The sequence below is a fragment of the Staphylococcus agnetis genome, assembly GCF_011466855.1.
Classification (GTDB): domain Bacteria; phylum Bacillota; class Bacilli; order Staphylococcales; family Staphylococcaceae; genus Staphylococcus; species Staphylococcus agnetis.
Genome location: NZ_CP045927.1, coordinates 537358 through 549427, shown reverse-complemented (window position 1 = coordinate 549427; position 12070 = coordinate 537358). Strand labels below are relative to the sequence as shown.

Genomic DNA, 12070 nt, shown 5'->3' with positions numbered 1-12070 from the left:
AAAGGGTAAACCAACCTATTTAACGAAACAAAACACCCATTTCACTGTTTTGATCGAATATATGATGGCTTACCCTACCTTAAAAACATAAAGTATTACATCGCCAAATGGTTATCAACAAACGCTATCGTCTATATAACGTAATTGTACCTTAAGCACACATTGAGACTTTATGCGTATCGTATTCAATTTAGTAATTTTATAAATGTTCAGAAACTGTACGACCTTGCATGTGAAGTACTAAATAGTCTGGTCCACCAGCTTTAGAGTCTGTACCTGACATTTTGAATCCACCAAATGGTTGGTAACCTACTACAGCACCTGTACATCCACGGTTAAAGTATAAATTACCTACCATGAAGTCACGGCGTGCTTGTTCTAATTTCATACGATTATTAGAAATAACTGCACCTGTTAAACCATATTCAGTATCATTTGCGACATCAATCGCTTCATCAAAATCTTTAACTTTAGTAAATCCAACAACCGGACCAAAAATTTCTTCTTGCATAATACGTGAGTTAGGATCTAAGTCTGCGATAACTGTTGGATGAACGAAATTACCTTTTTCTTCATCAGTATTGCCACCTGTTACAATACGACCTTCTTCTTTACCAATTTCAATGTATTTTTTGATTTTATCTAAAGATTTTTGGTCAATTACAGGACCTACATATGTGTCTGGTTCTGCAGCATTACCAACTTTAATTTTTTCAGTTTCAGCTTTAACACGCTCTAATAACTCATCATAAATGTTTTGGTGCGCAATAACACGTGAACATGCAGAACATTTTTGACCTGAGAAGCCAAACGCTGAATAAACAATCGCATCTGTAGCCACTTGTAAATCTGCTTCATTGTCAACAATGATCGCGTCTTTACCACCCATTTCAGCAATTACACGTTTAATATGGTTTTGACCTTCTTGGATAACGGCTGCTTTTTGAATAATTTCTTTACCAACGTTTTTAGAGCCAGTAAATGAAATTAAGCCTACATCTTTATTTTCAATTAAGAAGTCACCAATTTCACTAGATGAACCAGGGATCCAGTTCACAACGCCTTTAGGTAGACCTGCTTCTTCTAAAACTTCCATAAATTTATATGAAATAATCGGTGTATTTGAAGATGGTTTCAATAGTACAGTATTTCCTGTTACAACTGGTGCAGCTGTTGTTCCAGCCATGATTGCATAAGCAAAGTTCCATGGTGAAATTACAACACTCACACCGACTGGTAAATAATCAAATTGATTGTATTCACCTGGACGGCTATTTACTTTTTTTCCATCTTTAAGTTCAAGCATTTGGCGACCATAATATTCCATAAAGTCGATTGCTTCTGCTGTATCTGCATCCGCTTCTTTCCATGGTTTACCGCCTTCTTTAGACAATAAAGCTGAAAATTCATGCTTACGCTTACGTGTAATTTCAGCAGCACGGAATAAAATGTTAGCGCGTACTTTAGGATCTACTGTTCTCCATGATTTGAATGCCTCTTTCGCAGCATCTAACGCCTTTTGTGCATGTTCTTTTGAAGCTTTTGAAACGTAACCAATCGTTTCTTCACGGTTAGATGGGTTATACACACGAGTTTTATCGTCCGTATATACACGTTCTCCACCAATAATTAAAGGATACTCTTGACCTAATTCACTCTCTACCTTTTCTAGAGCGCGGAAATAAGCTTCGCGATTCTCCTCTTTTGTAAAATCTGTAAATGGTTCGTGTTTATATGGAATCATTTATAAATCCTCCCTTGTTTAATTTGAGAAAGCACTTATCATTATCATGACATATCGCAACTAGGATGTAAAAGATTTTTTCAGGCTATACTGAATTATCGCAATTTTTACGATGTGATATCTCTTTAATACGCTAAAGCGAGTAATCTGCTCGAATTGAAGCGCTTTCATTTACAAGCATTATAGCGTTTAATGCTTGTAAATTCAACCACTTTAAAGGTGTAAATTTAGACCGTCATTAAAATACAATTGTGGTAAATAGCAACTTTACATCAATTGTATATTTCCTTCTATACAAACATTTAGAAAGTTATATAAAATTTATTATATAGGTTGCTTTTTATGTAATATTCTACATATATACTTTCGTGTGTAATGCTATACTAAAATAGCGAATTGTACACGTAATCATTTCATTTTAAATAATTGAATTAACTTCATTTTTATAAACATTCTTTAGCAATTCATACTTTTATAGGCTTTTGAGATTCATATAGGATAGGTCATTCAAGATAAAAAAAGAAGCGGAAACATCATGTTCCACTTCTTTTTATTCGGCTTCGTCTTGCATCCGTCGCTTTGACTGTTTCACCCAATATGGTAAGCGTTCTTTTAAAGTTTGAAACCCATACGTTTCGGTCTCTTTTATCTCGTCCAATACTGAACGTTTTTCTTTTTTACGCTCATAATTTTTAAAATAATCATTGTCTTTTAAAGACAAATTCAGCTTTCCTGATTCATCAATTGAAATGATTTTAGCTTTTACCGTTTGACCTTGTGATAAAAGTTTTTTTAAATTATGCACATAATCATCCATAACTTCTGAAATATGAATTAATCCTTCAGTATTGTCAGGGGTTTCAACGAAAGCACCGTAGGGTTGAATACCAGTCACACGTACTTTTATGTGTTGACCAACACGATACTGTTTTTTCAACATGCATAACCCCTTATTAATTTTGAACTTCAACAGTATCATCATAGCACATATTTTTTTAGAATCATAACTATAAATCGTTAATAACAAATTCCGTTATAAAAGTCTCATGTTGCAATGACTTTTTAATGGTTCAACCATTTTTTTCAATTACGATTTCGCGTTCTTTACTCGTTTTAATGTCCAGCCATCCAAGGTCTTCCCTGAGTTGCTTGCTGTGTTGCCTTCTTCGCAATAGCCTCTTTTTTAACGATTTTTGGTTGTTGACCTTGTTCTATACGTTTTTTTAAATTTGCATCTAACCGATATGTTTGAAAGGCTTGAAATTGTCTTTGGGCATACGTATTACATGACGGACAACAATAAACATCATGATTGTCATGTATCGATTGACGAACAGTAAATGGACCGCACGTTGGACAACAATACGTATAATTTGGCATTAATCTTCATCCATTTCTGGGAGGACCCCTGTTTTAAATATCTCTCTAGGGATAGCAATGGTACAACATGCGTTCGGTACATCTACAATCCCGGCTACAGTACCTTGAACAGGCGCAGTACCTAATAACATATACGCTTGTTCACCTGTAAAACCACGCGTTTTCAAAAATTCAATCGCATTTAAACATGCATTTCGATAAGCTGTATTCGCATCTAAGTATGTTTGTTTCCCGTTAAATTCATTGACAGAAATACCCTCAAATACAATATAATCCGTGTAATTTGGCATAACAGGTCCTGGATTAAATGCTGGATTTTTCTTTATATTATATTTTTCCATTCCATTTTTGATGACATTCACACGTAAATCAATCCATCCAGGCATCTCTATACCGCCACAAAATGTGATTTCACCGTCTCCTTGTGAAAAGTGCAAATCACCAACCGACAATTTAGCCCCTTCAACAAATACTGGAAAATAAATACGTGATCCTTTAGATAAATTTTTTATATCACAATTCCCACCATTTTCACGTGGTGGAACAGTACGTGCGCCTTCTTTTGCAACACGTTCAAAATCTTTTCCTTTCAGAGTTCCCAAAACCGCGGCATCGGCTGTAGGAAGGTTAGCCAATACAGGTTCGCGATTTGGATCAGTATCAACAAGTGCGCGCTCACGTTTATTCCATTCATTTAACATGTCTTGTGATGGTGCCACACCAATCAGTCCCGGGTGGATAATCCCTACAAATTCAACACCAGGTACATGACGACTTGTTGCATAAATGCCATTGAAGTCCCATATAGATTTTTGTGCATTAGGATAGTGATCTACTAAAAAACTTCCGCCATTCGTTTTGTCGAAAATGCCGTTAAAGCCCCATTCATGTTCTGGAAAGGTGCCAATGTCTAAAATATCAACAACGAGTAAATCGCCTGGTTGAACCTGATTCACATAAACTGGTCCACTCAACACATGCACACGATTTAAATTGACCGTTTTAATATCATTAGGATTATCGTCATTAGAAATTTGACCATCTGTCCAATCTAAACACTCCATTCGAAACGCTTCACCAGGATTTACTGAAAATGCTGCTGGAATATCTGGATGCCATCTGTTATGCCCCGGATGTACTTGCTCATCCATTTTTTTATTTAAATCAACACTAAATAACGTTTTCGGCATACATACGCCCCCTTATAATGTGATATTTTTACTACAGTGTTAAATTACCCTAAAAATTTTATATAATCTGAAGTTTCAAATTATTTATGCACTACATTGCCACTTTATCATCTCTGTAAAATTATATTTATGAAACACAATTTACTCGTATGTTATTGAAAAGTTGATACCCTATTATGCCTCATTCCATACTAAAAATGCCTTCAAAACTCACCAAACAGTGAATTTTGAAGGCTATACTTAATAAGTATCAATGAAATTATTTTACTCAAATTAATGTTTATTTTTAGATATTACATTGTTGTTGTAGATTGACGGCTTCATGTGCTTTTGCTAAGCAAACGTCATACGATAATGTTTCCTCAAAAGAAAAACGAAAAATATTTTGAAACGCGTATGCAATTTCAGTAGGTTCTCCTAATTGATGTACAGCATCCATCATTTCATACACTTCCGCGTCCCCTAATGTTTTATCATCAAATTGCATAGGATTCCATTCAGATAACAATTGATAGAGTTGAATATTCAAATCGTTATTAGCCACACATATTCACCTTCTATTTTAAATTTATTACGCGTTGTCATCTTCAATATCGATGGATTCAATTACAACATCATAAGCTGGCTTATCTCCAGGACCTACTTTTACACTTGCGATATCTTCAAGCGTTTTTTCACCTTCAATTAATTGACCGAAAACTGTGTGTTTTTGATCTAACCAAGGTGTGCCGCCTTTTTCACGATAAGCTTCAGCAATTTCTTTTGGCCATCCGCCATCTTGTAATTGATTCAACATTTGAACTGGTAATTCTTTCATTTGTACGATAAAGAATTGTGAGCCATTTGTGCCTGGACCTGCATTAGCCATTGATAATGCGCCATACAGGTTAAAGGCTTCCATAGAGAATTCATCTTCAAATGGACTACCATAAATACTTTCGCCACCCATACCTGTACCAGTTGGGTCACCACCTTGAATCATAAAATCATTAATGACGCGATGGAAAGTGATACCGTTATAATATCCTTTCTTTGATAATTCTACGAAGTTTTGCACTGTTTTAGGGGCGATCTCAGGGAATAATTTTAAAGTCATATCACCCATATTGGTATGCATTACTGCTTTAATTTCATTATCTTGTAATTCTTTAGTAAGTTGAGGATATTTCGTCATTTGTCATTTCTCCATTCGTGTTAAACTAAAATATAAACATATCTTAACATATTTAAGAAAGGAAGGAATATTTATGCGCTACCGATTTGCACATAAAAGCGGTGTATACGGTGTTGAAATTGTTGAAAGAACAGAAGATCAAATATTGGTTAAAGTATTGCAAGTCATTAAGCATCCTAAACAAGGTGATTTGCATACACCTAATGAAGCTGAAGGTGTCTTTTTTCATGAGCGTAAAGCTTTGAGTTTATATGAAAAACGTTACACGACACAAAGTAAACTTAAACCATTTGATGTAGACGTCATGCCTTACGTAGAATCACTTCAACATGCTGTAGCACAATTAGAGTCAAAACTTAAATCTAATGACACTTTATATAACCAAAAATCACTGATGTGTTTAAAAGCATTAAAAAAAGATTATGAACATCAATACAAAATGAAATTCGATTAATTTTATGACATTTAAGACGAGTTTCTACTTATTTAAAAGAACCTAAAAAATCAACTCTGGCCACGGTAAGGGTTGATTTTCTTCGCATTCATAATCATGTATAATAAAAGTAATGCAGTTTTATGAAGGAGGACAATTTATGAGTTGGTTACATATTGCGGTGATTTTGCCGTTGATATTCGCACTTATCATACCTGTTTTGTACCGTTTTTATAAGCGTGTGCATTTAGGATGGTTTGTGTTACCGATTCCAGTTGTGTTGTTCGCATACTTTTCAACGTATCTTCAACCTACTATGTCCGGTCATTACGAAAAAGCATCTATGAAATGGATGCCACAAATCGGAATGAATTTTGACATATATGTAGACGGTCTCGGCTTATTATTTAGTTTATTAATTACCGGTATTGGGAGTCTTGTTGTACTTTATTCTATTAGTTACTTAAGCCGTTCTGAACAACTAGGTAATTTTTATTGCTATTTATTGATGTTTATGAGTGCCATGTTAGGTGTTGTACTCTCAGATAACTTACTCGTGCTTTACTTATTTTGGGAGCTGACATCATTTTCAAGTTTCTTACTCATTTCATTCTGGCGCCATAAAGAAAAATCATTATATGGTGCAATGAAATCAATGATGATTACTGTATTTGGTGGATTATCATTATTAGGTGGATTCATTCTACTTTATATCGCATCTGGAACATGGAGCATTCGTGAATTAGTACGTCACGTTGATGATATTCATACATCTCCATTTTTCCTTTTAGCAATGATTTTTATTATTATTGGTGCAATGACAAAGTCCGCACAATTCCCATTTTACATATGGTTGCCTGATGCGATGGAAGCACCGACACCTGTAAGTGCATATCTTCACTCAGCAACGATGGTTAAAGCTGGAATTTATTTAATTGCTCGTTTGACACCCCTTTTCGCAGTATCTCAAGGGTGGATTTGGACAGTTACATTATTTGGATTAGTCACTCTTTTTTGGGGATCTTTAAATGCAACCAAGCAACAGGATTTAAAAGGTATTTTAGCCTTTTCTACTGTCTCTCAACTAGGGATGATTATGTCCATGCTTGGAATAGGTGCAGTCAGCTATCATTTTAATGGCGCAGAAAATCAATTTTATGTCGCAGCTTATAGTGCTGCAATTTTCCATTTAATCAACCATGCGACATTTAAAGGTGCACTTTTCATGATTACAGGTGCCGTTGACCATGCGACAGGTACGCGTGACATAAAAAAACTCGGTGGCTTAATGACAATTATGCCAATTTCATTTACGCTTACCATCATTACTTCATTAAGTATGGCAGGCGTCCCACCTTTTAACGGTTTTCTATCTAAAGAGCAATTTTTAGAAGCCATGATAGAAGTCACAAGCGCTAACGTATTCAGTTTAAATACTTTAGGTTTGCTCTTACCAATTGTTGCCGTAATTGGTAGTATATTTACATTTGTGTATTCATTTAAATTTATAACTGAAATCTTTTTAGGGAACTATCAACCTGATGCATTACCACATAAAGCACATGAGGCATCCATATTGATGAATATCCCTCCAATTATTTTATCAACATTAGTCATCGCTATAGGCTTATTCCCTAGTTTAGTATCGACACCGTTAGTCGAACCGGCTGTTAAATCTATAGCTAACATTGATAACATCACGGCTGAATTTCATTTATGGCATGGCTTTACACCTGCATTTATGGCAACACTCATCATATACGTTGTCGGTGCTATTTTGTTATTAACACATAAGAAATGGGTTCCGGTTATAAAAGGGTTACCTCAATTTCTAACTTTAAACTATTGGTACGATCAAACAGGACGCTATTCACCTTTCTATGCGACACAATTAACACGTACGTATATGACCGGTTTGAGTCGAAATAATATTGTGATTATATTTACTACATTAATTATTATCACAGTTGTGACGCTTATTTTAGTGCCATTTACGTTCGACTTTAAGCATGTGTCACCGATACGTCCATATGAATTTATATCTGTTATTACGATTATCATAGCGGCTGTAATGATTATGTTTGCACGTTCACGACTCTTCAGCATTATTATGCTGAGTGCAGTAGGGTATTCGATGGCCATTTTCTTCATTTTCTTTAATGCGCCAGATCTTGCATTAACTCAATTTGTAGTAGAAACCATTTCCACTGCCCTATTTTTACTATGTTTTTATCACTTGCCAAATATGAGCCGTTATAATGAAACACCTAGATTTAAGATCGTCAATGTCGTAATTTCAATTAGCGTTGGTCTTATCGTTACTATTTTAGGCTTAATCGCTTATGGCAACCGTCATTTTATATCAATTAGTGAATTTTATAAAAAGCATGTTTATGACCTTGCAGAAGGTAAAAACATGGTCAACGTCATTTTAGTAGACTTCCGTGGAACGGATACATTATTTGAGTCTGCTGTGCTAGGTATCGCGGGTATGGCCATTTATACACTCATTAAATTACGTGCAAAACACAAAAATGGTTATGAAAGGATTGAGAAAATTGAACAGACAGAAAAATGATTTAATTTCACAATACTCTGCACTGATTATCTTTTTCTTAATAATGATGTTCGGTTTCTCTCTCTTTTTAGCCGGACATTATACTCCTGGAGGCGGCTTTATTGGTGGACTCCTTGTATCGAGTGCACTGGTAATTATTGCAGTGGCCTTTGATGTTAAAACAATGCGTAAAGTGTTCCCATGGGATTTTAAAAAACTTATCGCACTCGGCTTAGCATTTTGTGTTTTTTCACCCATGTTGAGTTGGACATATGGTAAGAACTTTTTCACACATACTTCTGTGGATATCCCTTTACCTTTATTAGCACCGATGCATGTTCATACAGCTGTACTTTTTGATACTGGCGTACTTTTCGTTGTTGTAGGTACAGTATTAACAATTATTTTAACGATTGGAGAGAATGAGTAATGGAAATTGTATTAATAGTCGTTTGTGGTTTGCTTACATCCATTGGCGTGTACCTCATTCTTTCTAAAAGTTTAATAAGAATTATTATAGGTACCGCACTGTTATCACATGCTGCAAATTTATTTTTATTAACAATGGGTGGTCTAAAAACTGGAAATGTTCCTATTTTCGAAAAGAATGTTACCAATTATGTAGACCCTATTCCTCAAGCTTTAATTTTAACAGCAATTGTAATTTCATTCGCAGTCACTGCTTTTTTCTTAGTACTTGCTTTTCGTAGTTATAAAGAATTAGGCACAGACAACGTAGAACGTATGAAAGGAGTGCCACAAGATGATGATGAATGAGAATTTAATTGTAATGCTTGTGGCGATTCCAGTCATAACTACGATTTTACTTATTTTTAGTGGTTTGCGACCGTATATTAAAAGATATATTGCTTTAATAGGTACGCTCATCACATTAGGCTTTGCAATTTGGAACTTTGTCAATGTATGGGTCGCCGGTCATCCGATTGTCCTTGAATTGGGCTCGTGGAAAGCGCCCTACAGCATTGTGTTTGTATTAGATTTATTTAGTGCGTTACTCGTTATGACAAGTACGCTCATTACTGTATTGATTATATTATTTTCATATCAATCTATAGGTTTACATCGCGAAACGTATTATTACTATTTTACTGTTATGTTTATGCTCGCTGGTATCAATGGCGCTTTTATTACTGGCGACATTTTTAACTTATTCGTATTCTTTGAAGTCTTCTTAATGGCTTCTTACGGCCTTATGGTTATTGGTGGAACAAAAATACAATTACAAGAAAGTGTCAAATATTTACTAGTGAATGTCGTATCTTCAGCATTTTTTGTTATCGGCGTAGGTATTCTATATTCCGTTGTTGGTACGTTAAATATGGCTGATATTAGTGTTAAATTAGGTAAAGTTTCACACGAGCATCCAGGCTTAATTAGTATCGTATTTATTTTATTTATATTTGTATTTGCCACTAAGGCAGGTACGTTCCCAATGTACGTATGGCTTCCAGGTGCTTACTACGCTCCTCCTTTTGCTATCATTGCATTTTTCGGTGCGTTACTTACTAAAGTCGGCGTCTATGCCATTGCACGTACAATGAGTTTGTTTTTCCAAGATACATTAACAATTTCACATTACACGATACTTACATTAGCACTACTCACCATTATCTTTGGTTCTGTCGGTGCCATAGCCTATCGAGATACAAAACGTATTATTCTATACAATATTATGATTGCTGTCGGTGTGATTTTAGTTGGTGTTGCAATGATGAATCAAGCAGGAATCATTGGTGCCATTTATTACACTTTACATGACATGCTAGTCAAAGCTGCGTTATTTTTCTTAATTGGTATCATGTACAAAATCACAAAAACAACAGATCTACGAAAATTTGGTGGTTTAATTCATCATTATCCACTTCTAGGATGGACATTTTTCATTGCTGCATTAAGTTTAGCTGGGATTCCACCACTAAGTGGATTCTATGGAAAGTTATATATCGTCCAAGCAACATTCCAAAAAGGATTTTACGTAAGTGGTATCATCGTCCTTCTTTCAAGCTTGGTCGTGCTATATTCGGTTATTAATATATTCTTACGCGGATTCTTTGGTAAAAGTTATGGCTATGTTTATAACCCGCGTTTACACCATAGAGGATTGCTAGCCGTCGCTGTACTTTCGGTAATCATTACTGTTATTTTTGGTTTAACAGCAGGTCAGTTATATCCGTTTATTGCAGAAGGTGCAAAATCGTTCTATCAACCAGAAACCTATATTCAAAGCGTTTTAGGAGGCGATTAAATGGCAGTTCAAATATTAATTAATATTATTTTAGCTGTGTTTTGGTTATTTTTATCAGGCAGCTATACGATGAATTCATTTGTTCTTGGTTTTTTATTCGCCCTATTACTCGTTTATTTAATGCGTCAAATCCTGCCGGGTCGATTTTATGTTGTAACGATTTATAAAGTCATCAAGCTTGCATTCATTTTCATCATCGAATTGATTAAAGCTAACTTTGACGTTTTTAAAGTCATTATCCAGCCTCGTCTTAAAAACGAATCTGCATTCTTTGTATATGAAACAGATTTAGAGCACAAATGGCAAGTAGCGTTGTTGTCCAACTTAATCACATTGACACCTGGTACTGTAGTGATAGGTGTTAATGACGATATGAAACGTTTATATATTCATTGTCTCGACTTTTCAACAAAAGAAGAAGAAGTCGCTTCAATTAAAAACTCACTTGAAAAAGCGGTGAAAGAAGTAGGTGAATCCTAATGAACTATGACATATTAATCATTGTTGCATTAATTATTGTAGTGCTCTCTATATTGGCGATGCTTGTACGTGTCATTTTAGGCCCTACACTTGCGGATCGTGTTGTTGCATTAGATGCCATTGGTATCCAATTAATGGCCATTGTAGGTTTGTTTTCTATCATTTTAAATACACCCTATATGATAGTAGCAATACTATTAATTGGTATACTTGCTTTCTTAGGCACAGCCGTGTTTGCTAAATTTATGGATAAAGGTGAGGTGATCGAACATGACAGAAACCATCGTGACTAGTTTAGGCGTTCTACTTGTCATTATCGGTGCATTGTTTAGCGCGTTGGCAGCTTTTGGTATTTTGAAATTAGATGATGTGTATTCACGTGCACATGCTGCTGGTAAAGCGGCAACATTAGGTGCCATGCTCTTACTTACTGGCGTGTTCATCTATTTTATCGGTAAAGAGGGATATGTTAATTTTCAACTTTTAATCGGTATATTCTTTGTTTTTATTACCGGTCCTTTAGCAAGCCATATGATTTTAAAAGCGGCATATAATTTAAAGGCACCCGCATCAAAGCGCTTAAAACTTGATGAAGTTAAAAAAGATTTAGACGGCAAAAAACTTTAATATTCAACTTAATCCATTGATATTAGCGAGGATTCATTCTTTCATAGATGACATCCTCGCTTTTTTACATCATTCCCTTCTGTTACCGGTCATAACTCTTTGGCAAATTCTTTACCACACACCTTGTTCGATAAAAATTTTAATGTTTAAGTGCGTTATTTATTATTCTTGAATAATTTTAAAAGTGTTGCTATATTTAAAGTGTAAAAATACATCTAG

14 protein-coding genes are annotated in these 12070 nt (G+C 35.0%); 8 read left to right on the top strand and 6 right to left on the bottom strand.

Going from position 1 to position 12070, the window contains the following annotated elements; all coding sequences use genetic code 11:
- Positions 1-199: 199 nt before the first annotated feature.
- The 6 genes from pruA to GJE18_RS02790 all read right to left on the bottom strand — a co-directional run bounded on the left by pruA (position 200) and on the right by GJE18_RS02790 (position 5488).
- A complete protein-coding gene (gene pruA / locus GJE18_RS02815) occupies positions 200-1744 on the bottom strand; it encodes an L-glutamate gamma-semialdehyde dehydrogenase (protein ID WP_107368363.1) in 1545 nt (514 codons plus the stop codon).
- A gap of 550 nt (positions 1745-2294) precedes the next feature.
- Positions 2295-2684, bottom strand: coding sequence for a S1 domain-containing post-transcriptional regulator Ygs (gene ygs, locus GJE18_RS02810; protein ID WP_037566809.1), 390 nt, complete (start codon positions 2682-2684; stop codon positions 2295-2297).
- A 173-nt stretch (positions 2685-2857) separates the two neighbouring features.
- Complete coding sequence (locus GJE18_RS02805) at positions 2858-3124, bottom strand: FmdB family zinc ribbon protein (protein WP_037566807.1); 267 nt, start codon at positions 3122-3124, stop codon at positions 2858-2860.
- Positions 3124-4314 (bottom strand): formamidase, encoded by a 1191-nt coding sequence (fmdA, locus tag GJE18_RS02800; protein ID WP_107368362.1) that lies wholly within the window; start codon positions 4312-4314, stop codon positions 3124-3126. Before fmdA ends, GJE18_RS02805 begins: the two co-directional genes overlap by 1 nt.
- Before the next feature lie 286 nt (positions 4315-4600).
- Positions 4601-4858: a DUF1871 family protein gene (locus GJE18_RS02795; RefSeq protein ID WP_060550662.1), complete on the bottom strand. Its 258-nt coding sequence runs from the start codon at positions 4856-4858 to the stop codon at positions 4601-4603.
- A gap of 27 nt (positions 4859-4885) precedes the next feature.
- Positions 4886-5488 (bottom strand): peptidylprolyl isomerase, encoded by a 603-nt coding sequence (locus GJE18_RS02790; protein ID WP_107368408.1) that lies wholly within the window; start codon positions 5486-5488, stop codon positions 4886-4888.
- A gap of 73 nt (positions 5489-5561) precedes the next feature.
- Here GJE18_RS02790 and kapB point away from each other — a divergent pair, with 73 nt between their 5' ends.
- The 8 genes from kapB to GJE18_RS02750 all read left to right on the top strand — a co-directional run bounded on the left by kapB (position 5562) and on the right by GJE18_RS02750 (position 11851).
- Positions 5562-5942, top strand: a complete 381-nt coding sequence (kapB, locus tag GJE18_RS02785; RefSeq protein ID WP_165886078.1) for a sporulation phosphorelay system protein KapB — start codon at positions 5562-5564, stop codon at positions 5940-5942.
- A gap of 139 nt (positions 5943-6081) precedes the next feature.
- Complete coding sequence (locus GJE18_RS02780; protein WP_107368409.1) at positions 6082-8499, top strand: Na+/H+ antiporter subunit A; 2418 nt, start codon at positions 6082-6084, stop codon at positions 8497-8499.
- On the top strand, positions 8462-8908 hold the full coding sequence (locus tag GJE18_RS02775) for a Na(+)/H(+) antiporter subunit B (protein ID WP_081858214.1): 447 nt from the start codon (positions 8462-8464) through the stop codon (positions 8906-8908). Before GJE18_RS02780 ends, GJE18_RS02775 begins: the two co-directional genes overlap by 38 nt.
- Positions 8908-9255 (top strand): Na+/H+ antiporter Mnh1 subunit C, encoded by a 348-nt coding sequence (gene mnhC1, locus GJE18_RS02770; protein WP_037566794.1) that lies wholly within the window; start codon positions 8908-8910, stop codon positions 9253-9255. Before GJE18_RS02775 ends, mnhC1 begins: the two co-directional genes overlap by 1 nt.
- Entirely contained in the window at positions 9245-10744 is a 1500-nt protein-coding gene (locus tag GJE18_RS02765; RefSeq protein WP_060552458.1) for a Na+/H+ antiporter subunit D, read from the top strand. Before mnhC1 ends, GJE18_RS02765 begins: the two co-directional genes overlap by 11 nt.
- The gene (locus GJE18_RS02760; RefSeq protein ID WP_037566793.1) at positions 10745-11224 is read left to right on the top strand and encodes a Na+/H+ antiporter subunit E; all 480 of its coding nucleotides are present in this window, start codon (positions 10745-10747) and stop codon (positions 11222-11224) included.
- Entirely contained in the window at positions 11224-11517 is a 294-nt protein-coding gene (locus GJE18_RS02755) for a Na(+)/H(+) antiporter subunit F1 (protein ID WP_037566791.1), read from the top strand. The genes GJE18_RS02760 and GJE18_RS02755 overlap by 1 nt, the downstream gene beginning before the upstream one ends.
- Positions 11495-11851: a Na+/H+ antiporter subunit G1 gene (locus tag GJE18_RS02750; protein WP_060550658.1), complete on the top strand. Its 357-nt coding sequence runs from the start codon at positions 11495-11497 to the stop codon at positions 11849-11851. Before GJE18_RS02755 ends, GJE18_RS02750 begins: the two co-directional genes overlap by 23 nt.
- Positions 11852-12070: the final 219 nt, after the last annotated feature.

What these genes read in the sequence shown, in the direction of transcription:
- pruA (WP_107368363.1), bottom strand. Translation starts at nt 1,744, where the DNA reads ATGATTCCATATAAACACGAACCATTTACAGATTTTACAAAAGAGGAG.
- ygs (WP_037566809.1), bottom strand. Translation starts at nt 2,684, where the DNA reads ATGTTGAAAAAACAGTATCGTGTTGGTCAACACATAAAAGTACGTGTG.
- GJE18_RS02805 (WP_037566807.1), bottom strand. Translation starts at nt 3,124, where the DNA reads ATGCCAAATTATACGTATTGTTGTCCAACGTGCGGTCCATTTACTGTT.
- fmdA (WP_107368362.1), bottom strand. Translation starts at nt 4,314, where the DNA reads ATGCCGAAAACGTTATTTAGTGTTGATTTAAATAAAAAAATGGATGAG.
- GJE18_RS02790 (WP_107368408.1), bottom strand. Translation starts at nt 5,488, where the DNA reads ATGACGAAATATCCTCAACTTACTAAAGAATTACAAGATAATGAAATT.
- kapB (WP_165886078.1), top strand. Translation starts at nt 5,562, where the DNA reads ATGCGCTACCGATTTGCACATAAAAGCGGTGTATACGGTGTTGAAATT.
- GJE18_RS02780 (WP_107368409.1), top strand. Translation starts at nt 6,082, where the DNA reads ATGAGTTGGTTACATATTGCGGTGATTTTGCCGTTGATATTCGCACTT.
- GJE18_RS02775 (WP_081858214.1), top strand. Translation starts at nt 8,462, where the DNA reads ATGAAAGGATTGAGAAAATTGAACAGACAGAAAAATGATTTAATTTCA.
- mnhC1 (WP_037566794.1), top strand. Translation starts at nt 8,908, where the DNA reads ATGGAAATTGTATTAATAGTCGTTTGTGGTTTGCTTACATCCATTGGC.
- GJE18_RS02765 (WP_060552458.1), top strand. Translation starts at nt 9,245, where the DNA reads ATGATGAATGAGAATTTAATTGTAATGCTTGTGGCGATTCCAGTCATA.
- GJE18_RS02760 (WP_037566793.1), top strand. Translation starts at nt 10,745, where the DNA reads ATGGCAGTTCAAATATTAATTAATATTATTTTAGCTGTGTTTTGGTTA.
- GJE18_RS02755 (WP_037566791.1), top strand. Translation starts at nt 11,224, where the DNA reads ATGAACTATGACATATTAATCATTGTTGCATTAATTATTGTAGTGCTC.
- GJE18_RS02750 (WP_060550658.1), top strand. Translation starts at nt 11,495, where the DNA reads ATGACAGAAACCATCGTGACTAGTTTAGGCGTTCTACTTGTCATTATC.